Origin of the sequence: Vibrio sp. 10N.222.52.C12, assembly GCF_041474215.1 — a bacterium.
Lineage (GTDB): Bacteria > Pseudomonadota > Gammaproteobacteria > Enterobacterales > Vibrionaceae > Vibrio > Vibrio crassostreae_C.
In genome coordinates, this window is sequence record NZ_JBFRTR010000070.1 from 23,386 (window position 1) to 46,117 (window position 22,732).

Consider the following 22,732-nt stretch of genomic DNA (forward strand, 5'->3'; position numbering starts at 1 on the left):
AAGGCTCACACTTCAAAGACAATCTCGTAGCTCTAGGTTAGCATCACGATACCGTGCATTAACACGACACTAGAGGTCAGCCGAGTCCTCATATCAAAGTAGCCATCAGGACCTTGGCTCTGGTTCTCTTCTCTCATCGTCCTTTCAGCTCGCCAAACCGCAATATAACCAAAGATGAGAATCAGAGTTGTCACTAGCTCTTTTTGTTCGCCAAGCAATACTGCCAGCCAAGCGATGAGCACAATCGCGTTGCTTATTAGCAGTGCTTTGTTACTTGATTGGCTTTCAAAGTTTTCGATGCCATTTGCCCACAAGATCCCTGAAAGAAAACTCAAAATTGCCACGCTGTAGGTGATGAACAGCGTTTCACCGCTTATCCCCATAAATTGGCTGTCGGTGAGCGAAAGGAGAAGACCGAATAAAAACGGAATTAACCCCATGTACCCCAGTTTGGCCATGGTGTTACGGGTTTGAGTTGTTGCCATGTAATCCGCCTTCATAACTGCTGCTCAATCGCGTTTTTGAGCGTGGCACTCACTGGAGATGTGGAGCTAGGGAAGGTGGCGACGACTTTACCTTCTTTACTGATCAAGAATTTGTAAAAGTTCCATTTAGGCGTTACGCCCGCTTGCTGTTGTATCTCTGTAAACACGGGGTTGGCGTTGCTACCAGACAGTGAAGCTCGCGCCATCATTGGGAAGGTCACGCCATAGTCTAGGTAACAAACCTTTGCCGCCTTCTCTTCGCTTCCCTTGTCTTGGCGAAAATCATTACTTGGGAAACCGATAACCGTGAAGCCTTGGTCTTTGTAGGTTTGATGAAGTTGCTCGAGTTGCTCAAACTGCGGAGTGAAGCCACATTGGCTCGCTGTATTTACCACCAATAGAGTTTTGCCTTGAAACTCATCGCACAAGGCGATTTCTTCGGTTGAGTTTAACAAGCGCTGTTTGCCATTAAGTATTTCGGGACAGCTCGCTGCAAAGGCGATGGAACTCGTGAGGCTTGTAATCAGTGCGGTTGAGCAAAGTAGTGAACATTTCATAGGGTTGGCTCATTTTAGTTGGCGTAATGGTTATTACTCTTGAGCACGATGAAATGATCACTTTGCGTATTATTTACTGTCTCATTAACTCGCGCTTTTAGTTGTGCTTTTGCTCTCTGAGATAAGATATGGAGCGACCAAGCGACTGATATTCACTTTTGCACCAAGGCGAGCCGCTAATAGATACATGCCACCAATTTTTCGGTGCAGGAACAGCGCATCGGCGGGCGGCGTATGCCAATACTCTTGTTCCATGCTCAAAATGGTGCCTGCTTCACGAAGCCTTTGTGCCAATCCACTGGCTTTGAAGTCGTACTCTTCGTCAACTAACATCGGCTCACAGGCCATCTTCACTAGATTTAGAATCGCTTGGCGTTGTTCGGGAAGAATTGTCTCGCTAAAGAATCCTATTTGCTCTAAAGCTCGGTTGAGCACTTGCTCATCGTTGTCAATGACAGAGGAAAAGGCCAAGCGATAACCCTCGCTGAAGCGGTCACTGTACTCACGGGTTGCTCCGAAATCTAATAAGCCAATTTGTCGGGTGTTTTCAACATAAAGGTAGTTGGCGAAATTGGGATCGGTTTGCACCATCTTAAAATCGAACAACTCTCTGAACAGAAGCTCCAGTAAGCTGTGCATTACAAAGTCACGTGTGCTTTGGTCGTAACTTTCGATTTGCTCTATCGAGACGCCTTCGATGAAGTCCATGGCGAGCACGGATTCTGAAGAGACTTGCGGATGAATCTTAGGTACGACGAAGTGAGAGTATTCTTTCAATGCATCATGGTAACGAGTTGCGTAATCAGCTTCGCGAGCATAGTCTGCTTCATCGTGGAGCTGTTTCTTTGCCTCTTCTAACAAGCCTTTGTAGTCGACCGACTTTGGTATCAAGCCAACAATATTGAGCAGCGTGCCCACGTTATCTACATCACTGTCGATACTTTTTCTAATGCCGGGGTATTGGACTTTGACTGCGAGTTTGTCCCCAGCATCACTATAGGCTTGGTGAACTTGTCCGATAGATGCACTGGCGATCGGTTTAAAATTGAAGGACAGGAATTCGGTTTTCCAATGGTTCCCGAGCGAGCTTTCTAACACTTGATTGAGCTGTTTTGTTGGCAGTGGATCGGCATCGGAGCGCAGGCGAGAGAGAATGTCGGCTAACTCTGGTTCTAAGACATCACCCGCATCCATTGATAGCATCTGTCCTAACTTCATAGCCGCACCGCGCAGGTGTGCGAGTTGATCGGTCAGGCGAGCAATGTTTTGTGGCGTTAACAGTAAGTCTTTTGCTTTGGGCCTGTTGCCTTGTGCAATTTGTTTGGTGCCTTCCGTTAGCACGTTACCCGCGACTCTTGTCGCCAACGAAGCGAACTTACTGAATCTAGAAATTCGATGTGTGGGAAGGTTTCTCTCTTTTGCCGACATAAAGGTTCTCTCTGGGAATCAGGGTTGATACCAATCGTAGTAAATAACTGTTCACCCTAGCTTGTTAAAAATCTCGATAAAGTCGTTAGATTTTTTGATTGTAGAATAACTACTTATCTAAAAAATCCGCCTTGTTCTCAAGCTTTTTTCCTGCGCTATTTCTTGACACTTACCTACTGTGATTGGTATGACTACAAAGTTCTATCAATCATTACACAACCGTATGTTTTGTTGTGCTAACTTGTCGCGTGGAACAGTAAACAGAATTAAAAGGACAAAGCATGAAATTTATTTGGTTGAAAGTGGCCGTTACGGTATTGGTGTTCGCAGCCCTATTTGGCATCGTTTACTACAAAGTCGCCAGCGGCATGTCTTAACTCAACACTATTTTGTGCAGCTGTTACCGTTGCAACGTGATTTTCCGGTTAGCCAAAACGAAATCTTATATCGATTTTTGGCAAACCGTAGATAACACCAATCTGCCATTGGCTTAAAAATCGCCCAACGTAACGGGGCATACAGCCAACCCTTTCCTACTAGCTCCCACGCTTGGTAAGTCACGTCTAAACCGAGCAGCAGCTTTCCGTTTTCGTCCAGTGCATGCAAGATTGTATTGGCTGCCTCGGCATCTATTTGCGGGTAGTTTGAAAACGCTTCACTGTAGATATCGACGGTCTGGATCTGATCTTTGGAATCAGACTTAGTCAGTGCTGCCATCTCTTTTGCACAAAGTGGACAGGTTCCATCGTAAAATATCGTTAATGCAGTCATTGTTTTCCTTACTATTTTCGTCAATTCTCATTGATACGACATCACCATTTAGGTGGATCATTCTGCCCAGTTATCCGACACTGTTATTGTGACAACCAATTTACAGTATCATCTCGAGGTAACATCCGTTCCATGCATTTAAAAAATAAGAGCCTATCTCCAATGACAACAAAGTTAATGAACCGTTTGATTATAGCTGTGACAGCCCTGATGCTCAGTGGTTGTGTTAGCTACAGTATTACCGAGCAAGAAATGACGAAGTACCTTGAAGACTCAGTGATGCTAGAACAAGAGGTTGGTGTACAAAGTGTGATGTACGCACAAGTGGCTGTGGATGATCTAGAAGTGCAAATTGGTCGAGCCGATGCACAACGCGTGTCCGTGTTGGCGAATACCAATGCAAAAGTTCAAATGTTCAATATGCCTAATATGGGGTTGGATTTAGACTTAGAGTTCAGCGCGATTCCCGAATACGACAAGGAGAGTGGCGAGGTGTATCTAAAGTCGCTGCGACTAGAGCGCTTTGAAGAAAAAGGCAAACAGCTTTCGCCTGAAATAGAGACACTACTCAAACCAGCTGTATCGATGATAGGTTTTGCTTTGTCCCAGTCTCCGGTTTACAAACTCGACAGCAACAAGGTTCAAGAGTCGTTGATTAAGTCATCGGAACCCAATCTAGTGATTAAAGACAATAAATTGGTTATCGAATTGTTTGATTAACCCTCAGTGCATTAGTTTTGACTAGGCTCTCACCCATAATGGCTGCCTACTAGGTAGCCATTTTTGTTTGAGCTCAGTCGGTCATGACTGTTTTTAGTCGGTTTACTCACCTTGTATATCAGTCTCATTTATTGAATTCGTCACGTATCTCACCTTTACTTTACTCTTGTGAGCAAGCCATCGCTTCAGTCATCAAATGATAAAAAAGATAAAGGTGAACGAACTATGAAGAATCCAGTGATAGCGGATACCAAGCCAATCAAAGTGGAGCTAACTGAAGGGGAAGAGTATTACTTCTGTACCTGTGGTAAATCGAAAAACCAACCGTTTTGTGACGGTTCTCATGCCGGTACGGGGTTCAAACCGAAAAGCTTTGTCGCCGAAGAGAGCGGAGACGCCTACCTTTGTCGCTGTAAGTATTCCAACAACCTTCCTTTCTGCGATGGCACTCATAAACAGTTTACTGCGGAACAAATTGGGCAAGAAGGCCCTGAAGTTCACATTCAAGCGACAGCCCCTGATTTATCTCCAGCGGCAACCGCAACCAAAGAAGAGCCTACCGTGGAGTTTATTCATCAGTTAGCGCGTGATGGTTTATCTAAGGTTGGGCATCATGGGCCAATGACCTCTATGGGCGTGCCAAGACATCTATTACCTCACTGGGACGATATTCAAGTGATGGTCGCGCAAATGGCGACTAAGCCTTTGCTAGAAAATGTGCCTGTTGGTACCGAACTGATTATTGGCCCCAAAGCGAAGAAGCCGCTTAAATTGGACATCTCTTTGTTTGTGTCTGATATGAGTTTTGGCTCGCTATCTGAAGAAGCAAAAGTCTCATTGGCGAAAGGTGCCGAACTCGCAGGGACGGGTATCTGCTCCGGTGAGGGCGGTATGTTACCCGAAGAGCAAGCGGCGAACTCTCGCTACTTTTATGAATTAGCCAGTGCTCAGTTTGGTTACGATGAAGCTAAGCTCAAAAACGTTCAAGCCTTCCACTTTAAAGGCGGGCAGGGTGCCAAAACCGGAACGGGCGGGCACTTACCGGGCGCGAAGAACATAGGCAAGATCGCGGAGGTGCGTGGCATTGAAGCGGGCACGGCAGCGATTTCTCCACCCACCTTTGTCGACCTTAACACGGTCGAGGATTTTAAAAAGTTCGCCGACCGTGTTCGAGAGGTGACAGGCGGTATCCCGATTGGCTTTAAGTTAAGTGCCAATCACATCGAAGAAGACATTCAGTTCGCGCTTGATGCCAGTGCCGATTACATCATCTTAGATGGGCGTGGTGGCGGTACAGGGGCGGCGCCAGAAATGTTCCGTGACCATATCAGTGTTCCCACTATTCCAGCACTCGCTCGCGCTAGAGCGTATCTCGATAAACAAGGGGTCAGTGACAGAGTCACATTGATCATCACGGGCGGCTTGCGCGTGCCGATGGATTTCGTAAAAGCGATGGCGCTTGGTGCTGATGGTGTCGCTATCTCAAACAGTGCCATGCAGTCGATAGGTTGTGTGGCGGCGAGAATGTGTAACACCAATAATTGCCCTGCTGGTATTGCAACTCAAAAAGCCGATTTACGTCAGCGTTTGAATGTCGAGAAAGCATCGAACCAGCTTAAGAACTTCTTTGAAGCCTCGACAGAATTAATGCAAGTGATGGCGAGGGCATGTGGGCATGATCATTTGAATCAATTTAACCCTCATGATTTGGCAACATGGAATCGCGAAATGGCCGAGCTATCCGGTGTCGCTTACTCTGGTGTCTGTCCATTAAATCACTTTAAGTAAATAATACTTCGATAAAGCACACTCAATGTATTTTGGGTGTGCTGACTTTTTCCTGTGTAATGCCAACCTATGTTAAACCTTTCATAATCAACTGCTTTATAAGTGTTTTTAAACTATTTCCTATATTTTGAAAATATCGCTTTACCTCAAGTTAACTTGAGGTTTTATCATCATCCCCAATCTAAAAACACAATCTATCACCTTGTCGCCTAGTGCAGGTTTTGATGTTATCAAACAGACGTTACGAATCTTCAGTTATGAATTTTGAGCTCCGTAATTGAAGTCATGAGTGCAAAAAGGTGAGAAAAATGAACAAGGATCAACAATGAAAGTATTAGCGATTGGCGCGACCAACAGTACAACATCAATTAATCAACAACTTGCAGCGTACACCGCAGGTTTAGTCGAAGGCGCGCAAGTCGAGGTGCTCGACCTTAATGATTTCGAGATGCCAATTTACAGCGAGAAAAGAGAGCAAGATTCAGGTGTTCATCAACACGCTCAACGCTTTTTTAGCAAGATTGGCGAAGCAGATGCTGTGGTCATCTCTTTTGCAGAGTATAACGGCTCATACACCGCAGCCTTTAAGAATGTGTTTGATTGGACATCACGAATCGACATGAAAGTGTACCAAGGCAAACCTGTTGTGATGCTCTCCACATCACCAGGCCCAGGCGGCGCAAACTCTGTGTTGTCGTCTGCGGTAAATTCGGCACCTTACTTTGATGCAGATGTGAAGGGGTCGATGTCGGTGCCAAGTTTCTACGACAACTTTAATGTAGAAACGGGTGAGATCATCAATGCCGAAATGGCCGAGAGCCTGAAATCGATCATGAGTCAGATTTAGAGAGCGAGAACACCACAATAAAACAAAGCAGCCATGTTCACGATTGCTTTTCATTGCGCCCGTTGTCAAAGTTTAAGGACATTAATTGGTTAAGGTAACAATAGGTCGCTACTCTAAAGTTAAAGTAAGCTTTAAATATTTATGATCTCAAGGATAGTGTCGTAATGAGAAACATCATATACCTCACCATAGGCCAGTTGGCTGAGCGCAGTGGCGTGGCTCCTTCGGCGTTACGTTTTTACGAAACCAAGGGGTTGATTGCTTCGATTCGTACTAACGGAAATCAGCGCCGTTATCAGTCGGCGATGTTGAGACGAATTGCGTTGATCCAAGTCGCGCAGTCGATAGGCTTCACGCTGGAAGAGATCACCGAAGAATTATCGACACTGCCGATGAACCATACCGCGACTAAGCGAGATTGGGAGCGCGTTGCTAAGAAGTGGCAGGGGCAACTCGACAGTAAAATGGCGCAGATTAAATCGCTACAAGAGAACTTAACCGGCTGTATCGGTTGCGGATGCTTGAGTATGCAAAAGTGCAACTTGCTAAATCCTGATGATATCTTGCATGACCAAGGGCAGGGCGCACAACGAATTGTTGAACAGACTAACTGAGTTCCCGAAAGGCATGGAACAGCGAACTAAGTTTCAGGTGTTTGCTCAATGGGTTAAGCAACAGTTGTGACCGAATAGCGTGCCTAGACAAACACGAATTATAGGTCTAGTTTAGATGGTTCTTTCAATAAAAGAAGAGGTTAGTTATGTTCAGCCATGTTTTTCTCGGTACCGATGATATTGAACGCGCGAAGGCTTTTTATGACCCAATCATGAAAGTGCTTGGTTATAGCGAAGGCTCTGTTGATCCCAAAGGGCGCTGTGTTTACGTTAGCCAAACGGGTGTGTTGGGCTTAACGAAGCCGATTGATGGTCAGCCTGCGACTCACGGCAACGGTATGACGGTGGGTTTTCTTGCGTCTTCTCCTGAAGTTGTAGATGAGTGGCATCGAGTTGGCGTCGAAAATGGCGGTACCAGCATTGAAAATGGCCCCGGAGCGAGAGGTTCTGACGAGCGTCGCTTGTACATGGCTTATTTGCGAGATCCTGATGGAAACAAGATTTGTGCAACGCACTTTATGCCGTAGTTTACGTTATGCCATCGTTCATTTTATGCCACAGTGGCGTATACTTAGATCATATTGATGGTTCGAAGTTGGCTAAGTTGCGGCTCTGGACTTGTTAGCTTCCCGATAACTCAAAATTTTGCAAAGGACTGGCTAGATGAAACCGAACGAACTGTTTTATGAAAGTTTTGAGCGCTGCCGGATTGACCAAGAATTTCTCGAAACGTTTTTGGCTGATTTTTGCGAGCATAACCCAAGGTTTTCAGAACGTTTTGAAAATATAGGGTTAGAGCAACAAACCAAGATGCTTAAAGCCTCGATCATTCTTATCTATAACTCTGCGGGTCTGCCGAGCATACGAAACTCGGTAAAAAAGCTTGGGAAGCGACATAAAGATTTAGGAATGGATATCTCTGAGCAAGAACTCAACGAGTGGTTCAATTCGTTACTCAATACAGTTAAAAAATATGACCCTCACTACGATGAAAGCGTCGAACAAGCTTGGACAGAAACTCTCGAGGCCGGCTTAACTATCATGAAGAAAGAGTGCGTAGTTCCAAACACTGTGAATAACTAGGTCGTTGATGGGTAGTTTTGCTTGTTCGTTAGTTAAAACCGGCATTAACTCTTGAAAGATTGACATTGTCAGGTAAGCCTAACGATATCAGGCTTACCTCTTATTGTTTGACTAGAAATGAGCAGCCCAACCAATCAGGAACCCCAACCAATCAGGAACCCTTGCGATGCGGTATCGTATTCAAAGGTGCCCTTGTTCTCGTAATCAACCCAAGTTGATTTGTAGGCAACATTTAAGTCAGACCAACTGTTTATCTGGTATCGCACGCCAGTTAAGAGATATGAGGTAAAGTTGGTGTCACTACCAAGCCCTGCATCAATGGTTGCGTGAAACTTCCAATCCTTATTGATCTGCGTTATCCATCTCACACCTATTTGGTACTGTCCATCACGCGGTCACGTTTGGACGCACCTGTCACCTGAATACGAAGCGATGCTCGGCCAAAATGGTTGGGGACTTCAAGAAGTGGTCATGAAAGATCTTGATGATCACGTCGGTGAGATGATGGCGAAGATGGAAGAGCTCGGTATTGCCGACAACACCATCATCATTTTCACTGCCGATAACGGCCCAGAGATCATGACTTGGCCTGATGGCGGCATGACACCTTATCACGGTGAGAAAGGCACAACTTGGGAAGGTGGCGTAAGAGCCCCTGCTCTAGTTAGCTGGCCGGGTAAAATCCCTGCGGGTACTGTAGGCAATGGCATCTTTGATGGTATGGACTGGTTACCCACTCTGGTCGCTGCGGCTGGTGGTCCAACGGATCTAAAAGAAAAACTGCTGAAAGGTCACGATGGCTTTAAAGCGCACCTTGATGGTTACAACCAAGTGGATATGCTGACTGAGAAAGGCGAGTCAAACCGTAAAGAGATCTACTACTACGAACGAGACAAGCTGCAAGCGGTTCGTGTTGGTGATTGGAAGGCGCATTTCATCGTGCAAAACCACGGTTGGAGTGGCCCTAAAGAAGAGCTAAACGCACCATTGCTGTTTAACTTACGTCGTGACCCATACGAGCGAGCGGCGGAAGAGTCGGGCATGTACCTAAAATGGATGGGACAAAAAATGTGGGCATTTGGCCCGGCTCAAGCGGCGGTACAGCAACACCTAGCGACCTTCAAAGAGTGGCCACCTAAGACGCCAGAAACTCAGCCAGACAATACCGGTGGTGTGGGGAATTAGCGTACACTCACTTCCAGAACCTAAATAAACAAAGCTCAGCCCCTAAGTTTTAGAAACCTAGGGTGTTGGGCTTTTGTTTTGCTAAAAGAAAAAGGCTATCAGAAGAAGTGAACTAGTCCTCAAGAGGAAGCTGATAGCTGTTTTTCAACTCTTTTACTGAGATGTTCGACTGAATCGCACTCACGCCTTTGACTCTTCTGATCGAGCTAATACGCTCAAAGTACTCTTCCAAATCTTTGGCCAACACTTGCACCATGTAATCGGCGCCGCCTGCAATGCAGTGACACATAGGAATCCAATCGGTTACCGCGACAAATTCTTCGAATGGTTCTGTGTTTTCAACTTCATGGTTACCCAAGGTCACAAGAGTAAAACCAGCCACATGAAAGCCTAATTTCTTACGATTCAGCTTAGCGGCGTAACCATCGATATAGCCAGTTTCCTCCATGCGTTTCCAACGACGCCAGCATGGGGTTTCGCTGAGGTTGACCTTCTCTGCGAGCTTGCTGTTGCTCATGCGTCCGTCTTGCTGGATATGCTCTAAGATGGCGATATCTGTGTCATCTAACACTTCTTTGGTGGATTCTTTCTGTTTCATGGCTATTTTAGAAAAGTCTTGCTCAAATTTGGATTAATATTAGCCTATATAGCAATTTAATTCCTAGTCGAATCTGTAAACTCTCTCCCTATAAATACTTTACTTATTAGGAGTGAGAGGAAATGAGCTCTCAATTAATGCTGGCGTTCTTGCTATTTTCAACATCAATTGCAATTACCCCTGGGGCAGGCAATATCGCATTACTTGGGATTTCAAGTCGTTATGGATTTGCTGCGACTTTACCTTTTATCTCTGGGAACGCTGTTGGCATCATCATCGTACTGGCGGGTTCTAGTGTCGGTTTGGTGAGCCTATTTACCCTTTACCCAGAGCTATACAGCATTTTGAAATACGCGGGTGCGGCTTATTTGCTGTTCATGGCGTGGTCGATTGCGAATATGCAAATCGAAGAAAGCACCACCGACAATCGTTCAGGCTTTGTGTCGGGTGTGTTGGTGCAGGTGTTAAATCCTAAAGGTTGGATAGCGTCATTAACCGTGTTTTCGCAGTTCATCACTCCGAATGCAGATTACTTGATTCAAGTGGTGACCATTATCGCGGGTATGGTGATTACCGGTGTACCGTGCATGTTGGTGTGGGCGTATTGCGGCACTATGCTTAAAAAGCTACTGCAATCACCAAAACAGATGATGTTTGTGAACCGTTGCTTGGGCGGAAGCTTAGCGATGGTGGTTGCCTTTATGCTTTATCAACCAGCATAAAGCGTCGCTACAAATAAAAAAACCACTCCTAAATCCATAGGAGTGGTGTCTAAAAATCGACTAAGTGGTTAACAATAATTAGTAAGTTACTAATAACTCGTAAGTTAACAAGAACGTTTTAAGGAATGTTTGCTTAAAAGGTTAAGCGGTTTCAGCCTCTTTAACTGGATCTGAGTTACGGATTAGGTGGTCAAATGCACCTAAGCTTGCTTTCGCACCTTCACCCATCGCAATGATGATCTGTTTGTAAGGTACGGTTGTTACGTCACCCGCTGCGAACACACCTTTCATTGATGTTGCGCCATGAGCGTTAATTTCAATTTCACCGCGTGGTGAGAGCTCAACTTTCGAACCCTTCAACCATTCGCTGTTTGGCATCAGGCCGATTTGAACAAAGATACCTGCGAGTTCAATCTGTTTAAGTTCATCGGTGTTGCGGTCTTTGTATTCCAGACCGGTTACACGGTTGCCATCACCAATCACTTGCGTTGTTTGTGCCATCTTGATGATTTCGATGTTTGGTGTTGCGTTCGCTTTGTCGATAAGTACTTGGTCAGCGCGCAGTGTGTCCGCAAACTCAAGCACAGTTACGTGTTCCACGATACCTGCTAGGTCGATAGCCGCTTCAATACCTGAGTTACCGCCACCGATAACCGCTGTTTTTTTGCCTTTGAACAATGGACCGTCACAGTGTGGGCAGTAAGCAACACCTTTGTTGCGGTACTCTTGCTCGCCCGGAACGTTCATTTCACGCCAGCGAGCACCGGTACTTGTGATAACCGTGCGAGCTCGTAGTGTTGCGCCGCTCTCTAGCTCAACGTGGATGTAATCGTCTTCAGTGTCTTCTGCAGCAATGATGTTTGCAGCGCGCTGCTCAGTCATTACTTCAACACCGTACTCTTTTACGTGCTCTTCAAGGCTTGCCACTAATTTAGGGCCGGTGGTTGCTTTCACTGAGATAAAGTTCTCAATCGCCATGGTGTCCATCACTTGGCCGCCGAATCGGTCAGCAACCACACCAGTACGAATGCCTTTACGTGCAGCATAAATTGCCGCTGAAGAACCTGCAGGGCCGCCGCCGACAACCAATACATCAAACGGTGCTTGTTGGTTTAGATTTGCTGCTTTCTTTTCCGCTGCGCCTGAATCAACCTTGTTAAGGATTTCAGCCAGTGACATACGGCCTTGACCAAATAGCTCACCATTAACGAATACACTTGGTACTGCCATGATGTCGCGAGACTTCACTTCATCTTGGAATGCTGCGCCGTCGATCATCGTTGTCTTAACCAGAGGATTAATCGCCGACATCATATTGAAGGCTTGAACCACTTCTGGACAGTTTTGGCATGAGAGCGAGATAAAAATCTCTACATTAAGCTCTTGATCGAGTTCTTTAATTTGCTCGATGACGTCCGCTTCAAGCTTGATAGGGTGACCACCACTATGAAGCAGTGCTAGAACCAGTGACGTAAATTCGTGACCCATTGGCAAACCGGCAAAACCGATCGCGGTGCCTTTCTCTTGGTTCACGACCTGCATGATAGGGCTGCGAGTGCTTGCGCTGTCATCGCGAGTCACTTCAATTTTATCGGTTAAAGACGAGATGTCATTCGCCAGATCTTGAAGTTTGTTCGCGGTGTCGCTGCCATCCAGGCTAAGCACTAACTGAACATTGGTTTTTAGGTTTTCTAGGTATGCTTTTAGCTGCTGCTTCATTGCTTGATCTAACATAATCGTGCCTGCTCTTAAATTCTGTGTCTTGGTATTGACCAATACCTTCTTGCTGAAAAAGGAAAGTAAAAAGGGGGCGCAAGTCGGCAAATATTGTGGTGTTGATGTTTTGAAAGGGTGGCGCGCGACTGCCCTTTAGGAGGGGGGCCGAAGCGCGCCTGTAGAACCGTTTAGCTATTCTTGTTAGCTAGGCTTAGATTAAATCTTGCCTACTAGGTCTAGAGATGGAGCTAGAGTCTCTTCGCCTTCTTTCCATTTAGCTGGGCAAACTTCACCTGGGTTAGCGGCTACGTATTGTGCTGCTTTAACCTTGCGTAGTAGGTCTTCTGCGTCACGGCCGATGCCTTCAGCTGTGATTTCCATTGCTTGGATAACGCCTTCAGGGTCGATTAGGAACGTTGCACGGTCTGCAAGGCCTTGACCTTCACGCATAACGTTGAAGTTATTTGTGATGTTGCCAGTTTGGTCGCCTACCATGAAGTATTCGATAGTGCCGATTTTGTCAGAAGTATCGTGCCATGCTTTGTGAGAGAAGTGAGTGTCAGTTGATACTGAGTAAACTTCTACGCCGCGAGATTGAAGCTCTGCGTATTTGTCTTGTAGGTCAACTAGCTCAGTTGGACATACAAACGTGAAGTCTGCTGGGTAGAAGAAGAATACAGCCCACTTGCCTTTAACGTCTTGCTCAGTGATTTCTACGAATTCGCCGTTTTTGAATGCTGTTGCGTTGAATGGTTTGATTTCTGTGTTGATCATGATTTGACTCTCTTTCTAATTTATAGTGTTTAACGCTATCCCGCGTCGATGTAGATATATTGCATTGCCACCGAAAATTAGTGAAATCGGACATTTCTATAGATTCAATAGGCGAATCCTATCTTCGAAAGGAAAAGGCTATCGGTAAAAGCTATCAACAAAAACAATTAACAAAAGCCATCAAACATCAACAACTCCCAATTTAAGTAGCTATGCTCTTTAGGTTGTTCTCTATTTAGGTAAGCAGTATTTGGTTCAGTATCTATGTAGGTAAGGGGAAGTACGGTTTCTTTACGCGAGTTGAGTTGAGTTGAGTTGTTATACCAATCTTTAAATAACAAAAAATTATCATTAATATAATTTATGATAATTTCAGTTAATCGTCACATCTCCATATACTCTCTTCATCGAAACGAAACATCGAAGCCAGTCTTCGAAACGCACAGAATTAAAAACGAATTTGGAGCAAGTTATGAAAATGAATCACGTAGGCATCATGGTTGGCGACATGGACAAAGCAGTCGAGTTTTACACTAAGGCTCTGGGTCTAAGAATCGTAATGAACAACACTAAGGTTTTGGAAGAGCGCGAATCAGCAATCGGCCGTATGTGTATCGCAGTATTTGGCGAAGGCTTCAAAGGCTTCAACATTGCACACCTAGTCACATCTGATGGCATCGGTGTTGAGCTGTTCGAAATGAAAGATCGTCAAGAGCGTCACGAAGTAGACTTCTCTCGTCTAGGCATCTTCCACTTCTGTCTGCAACTTCCAAAAGAGCAGTTTCATTCAGCTATTAAGCGCGTTGAAGAGTTTGGCGGTAAGGTTCGTATGGACATCATGCGTTACCACCCAGAAGACGAACTAAAACAAGCGCAAATGGTTTATCTAGAAGACCCGTTTGGCAACCTATTCGAATTTTACTCGCACACATACGAAGACACCTACGCGACTGATTACGAGTAATAGCGTTACTGCCTTCCATAGGTAGAAAAACCGAAACACCCCCTAAAGAGGATTGGTAGCGATACCAATCCTTTTTTGTGTCTGTAGGGCTAAATTTGGGAACATCGGATAAACTGTCGGTTGCACTAAAACAAGCCGACTGTGTTGCTCTATAGTGCAGCATTGGCTAGAGATGAAACTTAACTGATTGATAAGTATGATATTAAACCATTGGCATATATGTTGCTCTATTGTCTTTATGTAAATTGTATACAATAAAAAATACATAAAGGAAGTCACATGGAACAGAACAGTGAATTGATCTACGGATTAGACGATCGACCATCAGTCAGAGCTGCCAGTTACGCAGCGTTGCAGCATGTATTAGCCAGTTTCGTTGGTATTATCACGCCCACGCTTATTATCGGTGGCGTTTTAGGGTTAGGTGAACACACTCCTTATCTGATCAGCATGGCATTAATGGTGTCTGGGGTAGGTACCTTTATCCAAGCCAGAAAAATAGGGCCAGTTGGTGCAGGGATGATTTGTGTCCAAGGAACCAGCTTTGCATTCTTAGGATCTGTATTAGGTGCGGGCTTCCTTGTTAAAGCGAATGGCGGTGGCCCGGATGAAATGCTGGCGACCATTTTTGGCGTTTGTTTCTTCGGTGCGTTTGTCGAAATTGTCCTATCGCGTTTTATCGAAAAGTTGAAAGTGGTGATCACCCCAGTTGTAACCGGAATCGTTATCACCACGATTGGTATCTCTTTGATTAAAGTTGGCGTCACAGATATTGCTGGTGGCGTTGGCGCAGAAGATTTTGGCTCTGGAAGCAATCTGATGTTGGGTGCCATCGTCCTCGGAACCATAGTCGCGCTTAACCTGAGCAACAATAATATGGTTAGGTTGTCGTCGATTTTAGTTGGGTTGGTAGTTGGCTGGGGCGTTGCCATTTTGATGGGCAAAGCGTCTATGGTTTCTTTTGCTTCTCAACCGCTATTGAGTATTCCTGTCCCATTTAAATATGGCTTCGCTTTTGATTGGCAAGCCTTCCTGCCTATCGCTTTTATTTACTTGATTACCGTTATTGAAACCACGGGTGACCTTACCGCCAACAGTATGTTCTCAGGGCAGCCAGTTAAGGGGCTAAAATACATCAATCGACTCAAGGCTGGCGTGCTAGGTGACGGTGTGAACTCGCTCATCGCAGCGGTATTCAATACTTTTCCGAACACGACTTTCAGCCAGAACAACGGTGTGATCCATTTTACGGGGATCGCGAGTCGCTACATCGGCTACTTCATTGCCGCGATTCTTTTTCTGTTAGGGTTATTTCCCATCTTAGGTGCGGTTTTAATGACGATTCCAAAGCCAGTATTGGGCGGGGCGACATTAGTGATGTTCGGTACGGTTGCTGCGGCGGGCATCAAAATCATCGCCAATGAAAAACTGGATCGCCGCAGAATTATGACGATTGCCATCTCACTAGGCTTAGGGCTTGGGGTGATGCTAGTGCCGGATTTATTGAAAGAAGCGCCCAAGCTAGTGCAAAGCATATTTGGCTCACCTGTAACCATGTCTGGTATTGCCGCGCTTGTGATTACCGGGTTGATGTCTTTGGTGCCTGAAACTAAAGCCAAATCGATGACGAATTCGGTACAAACCAGTAAAGCGTAACTTATACAGCCGAGAAGAAGCGCAGGTGACTGATTACGGACAATTGCGCTTAAGGCAGAAAAACGAATTACCCCTAAAGAGGATTGGTAGAGATACCAATCCGCTTTTGTATTTGGATGTTTGGCTGAGTGACTTATCTACATGAAGCGATTAAGAAATATACAGATTTAAGACGTTGTTAAAGTTGACGTTTTGACGATAAAACCTTTCATGAATATGACTGAAGCGAGCGTGCTTCATGAAAACATTCCGTCATCATACCGAATGGTAGCCTTGGCTGAGCAGTGACTATACTCAGCATTATATTGCTAACCAACAACAACGAAAATAGAGAAACATGCAGAGATTAGCGCACACAAACCACATGAAAAAATTACATATTATCTTTACCGCTCTTATCCTTATGATATTAGCCGGATGCACCTCAACGTCGGCTGTCGGCAGTTCTAAAACAAAGGAATATGCCAAGTCACATGCTCTTGCTGGTAAAGCTTCTTGGTATGGCGATAAATTCCATGGAAGGCTCACAGCAAGTGGTGAGACGTATAATATGAATGCGACTACTGCGGCTCATAAAACCTTGCCATTCGGCACTATCGTGAGAGTGACCAATACAGACAATAACAAGTCTGTTGATGTGAAAATTAATGATCGAGGCCCTTATGTAAAAGGCCGAGTGATCGACCTGTCGCACAAGGCATTTGCAAAAATCGGTAACGTTAAACAAGGCACCGTGCCTGTTAAAATCGAGATTGTTGATGATAGTAATACCTTTCGATACAAACACTAGAATCCCCTCCTAACCTCCCCTTGGTTTACATCTCCGATCCCTTACCAGTAGTGGGAAAGGGGAGGAACAGAACCTCGATATCGGTGAATCAATAGCTCATTTATGCTTACTCAATAAGGCTGCTTTGTAGCCTTTTTCGTGCCTTTCGATAATCCATTTTTAATAAGATTATCTTATTTCTAATATGTGGGTTGATGATGTTATGTGGTCAATAAATCAGTGTCTTAGCTTTCTTATTATTAGGGTTCATTGAAATTCATTGTGAAATAATGAAAAGCTGAACTAATCCAAGATTGGTTGTGGCGGGCGTGTAATAGAAAGGGGGAGGTACAATTGATGGGAGAAGAAGACTCTCAAAGAGAGGAAAATTACATTTCCTTACCAACTGAAGTAAATCTGAAATATTAGTGACACGGTTCTGAAATTTTTGGTGTTTAGCTTATGGGATTCTATATCGAATTCAAATAAGGAAATACCCGTGAAGCTAACCCCTGTCGTTGCAGCCCTAATTATGTCTTTTAGCTCAGCAAGCTATGCTTTCAGTCTTCAACAATCTGCTAATGAAAACAGTGAAGATCTCGTATGGACAGGGCACCTAAGCCCAGACAGCGACACGGTAATGTCTGCGATGCTCGCGGCTCATATCTATGGCGGTACAGCGACAGTACCAGAGCCTATCAATCCAGAATCCACCTTCATCTTGAACTACTGTAATGCTGAATCACCACTCGTAGAGACAGATTACTCTTCATATCGAGTGGGGCTGGTGGATTTCAACCAGGTCACTCAGCTAGCGCCAACTATCGACCAAGCATCGATTGTTGCTGTGGTTGATCATCACGCTATTGGTGGCTCACCGATTAACACCCCACAGATTGTCGAGATGGATATTCGAGGTTGGGGATCGGCTGCAACTATTCTGGCTGACAACGCTGAAAAGTTGGATGTGACAATACCTAAGCACCTTGCTTGTGTAGGCTTAGGCGCAATTCTCTCTGATACCGTGGTATTCCAATCATCAACCACCACTGAGCATGATCGTGAATACGCTGAAAAGCTGGCAAAAGTTGCAGGTATTTCAGATATCGAAGATTTCGGCCAACAGATGCTGATTGCTAAGTCGGATCTCAGTCATCTTTCTTCTGAAACCATTCTGACGCTGGATTACAAAAACTTTAAATACGGTGGCAAACAGGTGGGCATCGGTGTCGCTGAAACGCTAACGGCTCAGCAATTGATTGACCGCAAAGATGAGCTTTTGGCAGCTATGAAAGCCTACAAAGAAGAGAACGGGCTAGACTATCTGTTCTTCTCCATCACAGACACTAAGAACAAAGAAGCAAACTTACTGTGGGTAGATGAAAGCGACTATCAAGTCATCAAGTCGGCTTTCAATGCTGAACCAACAAGCGACATGCTGACGTTAGAAGGTGTAACTTCGCGTAAGCGTCAGATTGGCCCTGCGGTTCAAAAGGCAATTGAGAGCTTGTAGAGAGCAAGACCTGTTACTTTATAAATAAGTAGTCAAGGGATTGGTAGATATACCAATCCCTTTTTGTTTTGGGTGTGTTGAATTGGATTTGGATAAAATTGAGTTGCGCTTTTTCTAATTTAACAAAGCTTATGGATAACCCGGATCTAACATAGCCCTTTATGACACGAACCCCCAAGGACATTCACGACCAAGCACGTGAAGAGTTGGAGTTGGACTTAGAGTGGTCTTAAACAAGTAACCAATGCTAGTCGCGGATTTCCATTATCGGTAAGTTAGTATTCATAGTTTGAACTAATAATACAGTGTTTTATTGTTTATATTAAATCCCAGACAGAATGACTAACAGGACAATGAAATGACCTCAATCAAAACCATTGGTTTAACAGCTATCGCACTTGCACTTATGACAATTACTGGCTGTACCAGCTTAAAGGTAAAGGCTGCGAACGCCTTCGTGTCTGACCCAATTATCACACACGCAGACCACGACCAACTTACCGAAGCCAGTTCGAAAATCGATGGTATCCGTTATACATCAATGACGACGACGATCATCACGACCAAAGCAGCCAAGCGCACAAATGGAGTTGCTCGCGTAGACATCGAGGCTGATGGAATCGAAGAGGTGCAATCAAAATGGCATGGTGAAGAACACGTTTGTCAGATGTACCACGATCGCATGAACAATCCAGAAACTGAGGGCCTGTCAGATATCGTCGGCAATGGATTGGCGCTGAACTACCAGATCGCTATTCGTGGTGTTGATGGTCAGTCCTATACTTGTTCTGGGCATGTAGATCCCCAATAACAAAAAATAACACTGCGCTTTACTGGGTCTATTTCAAAATTTGGAAACGAATTTTTTTTATCGCTGTTTGGTGAGCAATGTACCTGTTTTTCACATTAGCTAGTTGTATTACTCGTGCCATACCTAATGAAACGTTTGGGACACTTTCGAGAAAGGAAGTGCCAAAGGTAAAAATTCATCCTACGAAGCATCTGGACAGAAATGAGCTTCGGAGAACCAAGTATTAGCAAATCACGAATTAGCATAAGTATGGAAAGTCACTAAGCTCACTGTCCAGTATTGTTTTTACACAAATCTGACATTGATGAATGCCATAAGCTATCGATATAAACATCAATATATTGTATTATTATATCCGTATTTATACTTATTAGGATTTTCTATGTTGATTCACGAATTTTCGAATAAGGACGTTACCGCTGAGCATGTAATTTTAGCTCAAGCAATACTAGCAGGGACTGCTCAAGGTGATAAAAGTAAAGCACAGCGCTTTATGATTTTTGTAAATGAGATTCCCGATGCGCCGACTGTGCAAAACCTGATTCCACGCTTTAGTCAATTTATGAAGCTCTTTAAAGCCAGCTGACATTCAAAATACGTTACACAGGGATGTGTAATTAAGATCACCAACTCCCCCCTAACCACTACCTACTTTTAAACTCTATCTGACCCTATGCTCGCTCTATATCTAGCCATTGTTGTCGGAGGACAATAGAGTTTGATCAATTTTAAAAACGTTTCTGGACAGAAGTTACTTAGAGCTTTTACTTAAATTAGCAAAACACGAATAACTTCAAGTATGGAAAATTCACTTAAGTTCAGTGTCCAGTCTGACTGGAACAGATCACATTGTTAATATCCAATTCCTTCAAACGCCTTATGTTTCTCTATTATGTTTGAAAACTCATGATCCATTACTTTTAAAAGGAAATCGGCGAGAAGATCGCAAATTAGTTCGACAGTTTTTGGAGAAACCTCGTTCGCGTTAGCGCTAAGAGTACCATGAGCAAAAATATGTCTAACTGCCGAAGCTAAATACTGAGGATTACATTCGTCTACTTGGAAATACTTAGCTAATTCAGTTTGATGGGCTTTATTCACTCTTTCGTAAATAAAATTATAGAACTTGTCTCCTGTATCCATTGCCCGAATTTGACGAGCTACAGACCCCGAATCATAACGACTCAGTAAACTTTCAGTTTTAGACGCTTTTAGCTCAATTATTTTCAAAAAAACTTCGTATGCAGACCAAGCTAAAAAAACTCGACACAATCCAGAGTAACCAGCTTCTGTTGATTCGGAAAAATTGTCTAGGTTTAAGCCGTTAAAAGATGCCGCGACACGATATCTTGCGGCAAATCGGTTAATCAACGAAATGTCATTTTTAAATCCATTCGGAGCTTGTTGATGGACTTGAACATAACCATCAAAGTATCCCCAATTATTCGGATATTTAAATTTCATTATACCTCCTTGTGATCTAATCAGGCAGGGCACAAGTGCCGTGATTATTTAAAGTTATGTATTAATCGTTTGTATGGAAAGGTCTATCTGTAATCTTCGATTTTTAGAAGCTTTCTAAATGTTGATTCCATTTGGTCAAAAACTTGGATTTTCAACTGAAAAACCAGCTGTTCATATTGAGTTTGATTCTCGTAGCTAGTCAGGTGGTAAACAGTATTGATTACGTTGTTAATTTCACTAGCTATATCCCTAGGAAAATAAAGGCGACTCAATTCAAAGTGCTCAATCAGCGCCCTACATTTGTCATCAATTTCTATGCTTGAATCCCGGAGCTTATTATCAGCTAAAAGCGCAAGTTCATTCATCTGTTTGTACAACGTTATAACAGCTTTCTCACGCTTCACATAAAGATTAGCAAATACAACTTCGTGCTCTTTTTGGAGCTTGGTTAGTTGTGACTTAATATCTTCGAGTTGCTTTTCGTGTTCTAATTTTTGCTTCTCAAGCGCCTTAGCATTTATCAACTCAAATCTTTTGATGGCGGCAGAAGCCAGAGAGTTTGCAAATAACTTAGCAAGAAAGCCAATTAATGCAGTACTCCCCATGACAGCTACCAATATTGTTGAAAATTCCTCTTTAAAATCCATGCCACCCTCGAAGTTTCATAACAGGTACTAAAAAGAAGGTTTCTATCTAGTTTTTTGTTAATGCGATTTTACTCAGAATTCCACACTACTAACAATGGCTTATCGTTATAAATGAGATGACTAAAACGAAAATATAAGATTATTTTATAGCTCAAGAAAAAACTAGCGCGCAAGCTTGCAACTAAAATAGGGGTCTGTAAGTGCTGATAGATAGGTCGAATTTACCCCCGTGATACAACATGGGAATTCACGACGAACAGCATTAGAAGAATGGATAACTTTTAGTAGGGCAAAATCCCATGAACAGGGGGTGAATGATTAAAAGGTCTATCCAACAAAGGGGCAAATCCGTGTTAGCCCAACCTCCCTCGGTAATCACACCAACCTCAAATTCCCTCCTAATCTCCCCTTAATCCGTATTTTCGACCCATTATGATTTCGTGGAAAGGGGAGGAACTGAATGCCGATGGCGACATGCGCATTTTCACATTCAGCGCCAAAGAAGATTCTCCCCCTCGGTCGTCAATCTAGAGGGGGTGATGAACTCAACTTGAGGGGGAGTTAGAGGGGGAGGGTGTTTCAAAATCGACGAGTACAGTCAGCTCATTAGCTATTGAAAAGTATTGTGATTGCGCCTGATATGAATGGAACGTCCAAGCGTTCCAATTGAAAAATTCAGCGTTCTAAAACTCACAACGTATAAGCGTTATTCGAATCCAACCACTCTTTTACCGCTCGGTTAAAAGTGACCAACTTCTGCGGTGTTACTCTTCTTTGAGCATAGATAAGGCTTAGCTTTTGGGCTTTTATCGACCATTCTGGGAACACGTGAATAAGCTTACCTTGTTTGATCTGCTCTTCAACTTGATAGAACGGCAAGCTGGCGACACCTATCCCTTGCATCGCTAACTCTAAAATTGAACTGTAGGTATTAGAGCTAACGCTTCCGGTTACTTCAACATGGTAGGTTTGTTCGCCATTGATCAACTCCAGCTGATTCCAACGTTCATTTTGACTGTTAAGAATGAAGCTGCATTTATGGATGTCTTTGGTGGTGGCGAGTGGGTTAGTCGATGCGTAACCTGCACTGCAAACCAGAACATTGCGGATATGCCCGAGATCGTTGGCAATCACATCATTAGGCAATTCATCGTAAGCTCGGAAAGCAATGTCAAAGTCGCCAGACTCTATCTTCTTTTTCATCGGCCCAAAGTCGAGAATCAAATCCACTTTTGGATACTCTTGCTTGAAAGTAGGGATGATATGACGACAAAGCGCACGCCCAAACTCTATCGGGGCGGTAATTTTCAAATCGCCTGCCACTTCCTGCGTCATGTCTAAGACACGCATTTCCGCTTCGATTGCTAATAGTTGAATTTGCTTCGCTTTCGAATACAACTCTTCACCCACTTCCGTGAGGCTGATAGAACGAGTCGTTCTGTGAAACAGCTTAGAATTCAATGTTTCTTCGAGTCGTTGTACATGCCGAGACACCAAACCTTTTGACACATCCAATACTTCAGCGGCCTTGGTGAAGCTTTGCTCTTCGGCGACAGTCAAGAAGGTCTGCATATAAATCAAATTCATCATTAACACCATTTAGTAAACAGTGAAGTCATT

23 protein-coding genes and 2 pseudogenes are annotated in these 22,732 nt (G+C 44.1%); 14 read left to right on the forward strand and 11 right to left on the reverse strand.

What is annotated here, in order from left to right; all coding sequences use genetic code 11:
• Positions 1–32: 32 nt before the first annotated feature.
• From AB4623_RS13300 to AB4623_RS13315, 4 genes are all read right to left on the reverse strand, one after another.
• Positions 33–500 carry a DUF3429 domain-containing protein gene (locus AB4623_RS13300; RefSeq protein WP_017062213.1) on the reverse strand — a complete coding sequence of 156 codons (468 nt, stop codon included), beginning with the start codon at positions 498–500 and terminating at the stop codon, positions 33–35.
• Positions 497–1,042 carry a glutathione peroxidase gene (locus AB4623_RS13305; RefSeq protein WP_102393681.1) on the reverse strand — a complete coding sequence of 182 codons (546 nt, stop codon included), beginning with the start codon at positions 1,040–1,042 and terminating at the stop codon, positions 497–499. Before AB4623_RS13305 ends, AB4623_RS13300 begins: the two co-directional genes overlap by 4 nt.
• An 84-nt stretch (positions 1,043–1,126) precedes the next feature.
• Positions 1,127–2,470: an ABC1 kinase family protein gene (locus tag AB4623_RS13310; protein WP_372146619.1), complete on the reverse strand. Its 1,344-nt coding sequence runs from the start codon at positions 2,468–2,470 to the stop codon at positions 1,127–1,129.
• Between the two features lie 384 nt (positions 2,471–2,854).
• Positions 2,855–3,241: a thiol-disulfide oxidoreductase DCC family protein gene (locus AB4623_RS13315; RefSeq protein WP_372146621.1), complete on the reverse strand. Its 387-nt coding sequence runs from the start codon at positions 3,239–3,241 to the stop codon at positions 2,855–2,857.
• Positions 3,242–3,403: 162 nt separating this feature from the next.
• Here AB4623_RS13315 and AB4623_RS13320 point away from each other — a divergent pair, with 162 nt between their 5' ends.
• The 6 genes from AB4623_RS13320 (at position 3,404) to AB4623_RS13345 (ending at position 8,293) form a co-directional block, all read left to right on the forward strand.
• Entirely contained in the window at positions 3,404–3,961 is a 558-nt protein-coding gene (locus AB4623_RS13320; RefSeq protein ID WP_372146623.1) for a DUF1439 domain-containing protein, read from the forward strand.
• 225 nt (positions 3,962–4,186) lie between these two features.
• Positions 4,187–5,749: a glutamate synthase-related protein gene (locus AB4623_RS13325; RefSeq protein WP_372146625.1), complete on the forward strand. Its 1,563-nt coding sequence runs from the start codon at positions 4,187–4,189 to the stop codon at positions 5,747–5,749.
• Positions 5,750–6,074: 325 nt separating this feature from the next.
• Complete coding sequence (locus tag AB4623_RS13330; protein WP_017062187.1) at positions 6,075–6,596, forward strand: NADPH-dependent FMN reductase; 522 nt, start codon at positions 6,075–6,077, stop codon at positions 6,594–6,596.
• 164 nt (positions 6,597–6,760) lie between these two features.
• The gene (soxR, locus tag AB4623_RS13335; protein WP_372146627.1) at positions 6,761–7,210 is read left to right on the forward strand and encodes a redox-sensitive transcriptional activator SoxR; all 450 of its coding nucleotides are present in this window, start codon (positions 6,761–6,763) and stop codon (positions 7,208–7,210) included.
• A 146-nt stretch (positions 7,211–7,356) separates the two neighbouring features.
• Entirely contained in the window at positions 7,357–7,737 is a 381-nt protein-coding gene (locus AB4623_RS13340) for a VOC family protein (protein WP_017062185.1), read from the forward strand.
• A 136-nt stretch (positions 7,738–7,873) separates the two neighbouring features.
• Complete coding sequence (locus tag AB4623_RS13345) at positions 7,874–8,293, forward strand: globin (protein WP_372146628.1); 420 nt, start codon at positions 7,874–7,876, stop codon at positions 8,291–8,293.
• A 134-nt stretch (positions 8,294–8,427) separates the two neighbouring features.
• On the opposite strand, the pseudogene AB4623_RS13350 reads toward AB4623_RS13345, so the two are convergent.
• Positions 8,428–8,673 (reverse strand): annotated as a pseudogene (locus AB4623_RS13350) (DUF481 domain-containing protein); the annotation flags it as partial.
• Here AB4623_RS13350 and AB4623_RS13355 point away from each other — a divergent pair.
• Positions 8,669–9,478 (forward strand): annotated as a pseudogene (locus AB4623_RS13355) (sulfatase-like hydrolase/transferase); the annotation flags it as partial. The pseudogenes AB4623_RS13350 and AB4623_RS13355 overlap by 5 nt on opposite strands.
• A 112-nt stretch (positions 9,479–9,590) precedes the next feature.
• On the opposite strand, the gene AB4623_RS13360 reads toward AB4623_RS13355, so the two are convergent.
• On the reverse strand, positions 9,591–10,076 hold the full coding sequence (locus AB4623_RS13360) for an Lrp/AsnC family transcriptional regulator (protein ID WP_102320540.1): 486 nt from the start codon (positions 10,074–10,076) through the stop codon (positions 9,591–9,593).
• A 122-nt stretch (positions 10,077–10,198) separates the two neighbouring features.
• Here AB4623_RS13360 and AB4623_RS13365 point away from each other — a divergent pair, with 122 nt between their 5' ends.
• Entirely contained in the window at positions 10,199–10,798 is a 600-nt protein-coding gene (locus AB4623_RS13365) for a LysE family translocator (RefSeq protein WP_017071831.1), read from the forward strand.
• A 141-nt stretch (positions 10,799–10,939) separates the two neighbouring features.
• Here AB4623_RS13365 and ahpF read toward each other — a convergent pair whose 3' ends face one another.
• Together ahpF and ahpC are read right to left on the reverse strand one after the other, a co-directional pair.
• Positions 10,940–12,532 carry an alkyl hydroperoxide reductase subunit F gene (gene ahpF, locus AB4623_RS13370; protein ID WP_372146629.1) on the reverse strand — a complete coding sequence of 531 codons (1,593 nt, stop codon included), beginning with the start codon at positions 12,530–12,532 and terminating at the stop codon, positions 10,940–10,942.
• Positions 12,533–12,730: 198 nt separating this feature from the next.
• On the reverse strand, positions 12,731–13,288 hold the full coding sequence (ahpC, locus tag AB4623_RS13375) for an alkyl hydroperoxide reductase subunit C (protein ID WP_016798107.1): 558 nt from the start codon (positions 13,286–13,288) through the stop codon (positions 12,731–12,733).
• Between the two features lie 472 nt (positions 13,289–13,760).
• Between ahpC and AB4623_RS13380 the strand changes: the two genes are divergently transcribed.
• The 6 genes from AB4623_RS13380 (at position 13,761) to AB4623_RS13405 (ending at position 19,587) form a co-directional block, all read left to right on the forward strand.
• The gene (locus AB4623_RS13380) at positions 13,761–14,252 is read left to right on the forward strand and encodes a VOC family protein (RefSeq protein WP_017065982.1); all 492 of its coding nucleotides are present in this window, start codon (positions 13,761–13,763) and stop codon (positions 14,250–14,252) included.
• 279 nt (positions 14,253–14,531) lie between these two features.
• Complete coding sequence (locus AB4623_RS13385) at positions 14,532–15,908, forward strand: uracil-xanthine permease family protein (RefSeq protein ID WP_372146631.1); 1,377 nt, start codon at positions 14,532–14,534, stop codon at positions 15,906–15,908.
• Between the two features lie 337 nt (positions 15,909–16,245).
• Positions 16,246–16,698 (forward strand): septal ring lytic transglycosylase RlpA family protein, encoded by a 453-nt coding sequence (locus AB4623_RS13390; RefSeq protein WP_372146633.1) that lies wholly within the window; start codon positions 16,246–16,248, stop codon positions 16,696–16,698.
• Positions 16,699–17,176: 478 nt separating this feature from the next.
• Positions 17,177–18,190 (forward strand): manganese-dependent inorganic pyrophosphatase, encoded by a 1,014-nt coding sequence (locus AB4623_RS13395; RefSeq protein WP_372146635.1) that lies wholly within the window; start codon positions 17,177–17,179, stop codon positions 18,188–18,190.
• 358 nt (positions 18,191–18,548) lie between these two features.
• A complete protein-coding gene (locus AB4623_RS13400) occupies positions 18,549–19,001 on the forward strand; it encodes a hypothetical protein (RefSeq protein ID WP_017089087.1) in 453 nt (150 codons plus the stop codon).
• Positions 19,002–19,383: 382 nt separating this feature from the next.
• Positions 19,384–19,587, forward strand: coding sequence for a pyrophosphatase (locus AB4623_RS13405; RefSeq protein ID WP_102420170.1), 204 nt, complete (start codon positions 19,384–19,386; stop codon positions 19,585–19,587).
• Positions 19,588–19,853: 266 nt separating this feature from the next.
• Here AB4623_RS13405 and AB4623_RS13410 read toward each other — a convergent pair whose 3' ends face one another.
• The 3 genes from AB4623_RS13410 to AB4623_RS13420 form a co-directional block, all read right to left on the reverse strand.
• Positions 19,854–20,465, reverse strand: coding sequence for a hypothetical protein (locus tag AB4623_RS13410; protein ID WP_372116164.1), 612 nt, complete (start codon positions 20,463–20,465; stop codon positions 19,854–19,856).
• Positions 20,466–20,548: 83 nt separating this feature from the next.
• Positions 20,549–21,112, reverse strand: coding sequence for a hypothetical protein (locus tag AB4623_RS13415; protein WP_372116161.1), 564 nt, complete (start codon positions 21,110–21,112; stop codon positions 20,549–20,551).
• Positions 21,113–21,802: 690 nt separating this feature from the next.
• A complete protein-coding gene (locus tag AB4623_RS13420; protein ID WP_372117999.1) occupies positions 21,803–22,699 on the reverse strand; it encodes a LysR family transcriptional regulator in 897 nt (298 codons plus the stop codon).
• Positions 22,700–22,732 lie beyond the last annotated feature (33 nt).

Excerpts from the sequence above, each read along its gene's own strand:
- AB4623_RS13330 (WP_017062187.1), top strand. The coding sequence starts at position 6,075 with ATGAAAGTATTAGCGATTGGCGCGACCAACAGTACAACATCAATTAAT.
- AB4623_RS13325 (WP_372146625.1), top strand. The coding sequence starts at position 4,187 with ATGAAGAATCCAGTGATAGCGGATACCAAGCCAATCAAAGTGGAGCTA.
- AB4623_RS13410 (WP_372116164.1), bottom strand. The coding sequence starts at position 20,465 with ATGAAATTTAAATATCCGAATAATTGGGGATACTTTGATGGTTATGTT.
- AB4623_RS13345 (WP_372146628.1), top strand. The coding sequence starts at position 7,874 with ATGAAACCGAACGAACTGTTTTATGAAAGTTTTGAGCGCTGCCGGATT.
- AB4623_RS13340 (WP_017062185.1), top strand. The coding sequence starts at position 7,357 with ATGTTCAGCCATGTTTTTCTCGGTACCGATGATATTGAACGCGCGAAG.
- AB4623_RS13380 (WP_017065982.1), top strand. The coding sequence starts at position 13,761 with ATGAAAATGAATCACGTAGGCATCATGGTTGGCGACATGGACAAAGCA.
- AB4623_RS13415 (WP_372116161.1), bottom strand. The coding sequence starts at position 21,112 with ATGGATTTTAAAGAGGAATTTTCAACAATATTGGTAGCTGTCATGGGG.
- AB4623_RS13365 (WP_017071831.1), top strand. The coding sequence starts at position 10,199 with ATGAGCTCTCAATTAATGCTGGCGTTCTTGCTATTTTCAACATCAATT.
- AB4623_RS13300 (WP_017062213.1), bottom strand. The coding sequence starts at position 500 with ATGAAGGCGGATTACATGGCAACAACTCAAACCCGTAACACCATGGCC.
- AB4623_RS13360 (WP_102320540.1), bottom strand. The coding sequence starts at position 10,076 with ATGAAACAGAAAGAATCCACCAAAGAAGTGTTAGATGACACAGATATC.
- AB4623_RS13315 (WP_372146621.1), bottom strand. The coding sequence starts at position 3,241 with ATGACTGCATTAACGATATTTTACGATGGAACCTGTCCACTTTGTGCA.
- ahpF (WP_372146629.1), bottom strand. The coding sequence starts at position 12,532 with ATGTTAGATCAAGCAATGAAGCAGCAGCTAAAAGCATACCTAGAAAAC.
- AB4623_RS13385 (WP_372146631.1), top strand. The coding sequence starts at position 14,532 with ATGGAACAGAACAGTGAATTGATCTACGGATTAGACGATCGACCATCA.
- AB4623_RS13400 (WP_017089087.1), top strand. The coding sequence starts at position 18,549 with ATGACCTCAATCAAAACCATTGGTTTAACAGCTATCGCACTTGCACTT.
- AB4623_RS13310 (WP_372146619.1), bottom strand. The coding sequence starts at position 2,470 with ATGTCGGCAAAAGAGAGAAACCTTCCCACACATCGAATTTCTAGATTC.
- soxR (WP_372146627.1), top strand. The coding sequence starts at position 6,761 with ATGAGAAACATCATATACCTCACCATAGGCCAGTTGGCTGAGCGCAGT.
- AB4623_RS13305 (WP_102393681.1), bottom strand. The coding sequence starts at position 1,042 with ATGAAATGTTCACTACTTTGCTCAACCGCACTGATTACAAGCCTCACG.
- AB4623_RS13320 (WP_372146623.1), top strand. The coding sequence starts at position 3,404 with ATGACAACAAAGTTAATGAACCGTTTGATTATAGCTGTGACAGCCCTG.
- AB4623_RS13405 (WP_102420170.1), top strand. The coding sequence starts at position 19,384 with ATGTTGATTCACGAATTTTCGAATAAGGACGTTACCGCTGAGCATGTA.
- AB4623_RS13420 (WP_372117999.1), bottom strand. The coding sequence starts at position 22,699 with ATGAATTTGATTTATATGCAGACCTTCTTGACTGTCGCCGAAGAGCAA.
- AB4623_RS13390 (WP_372146633.1), top strand. The coding sequence starts at position 16,246 with ATGCAGAGATTAGCGCACACAAACCACATGAAAAAATTACATATTATC.
- ahpC (WP_016798107.1), bottom strand. The coding sequence starts at position 13,288 with ATGATCAACACAGAAATCAAACCATTCAACGCAACAGCATTCAAAAAC.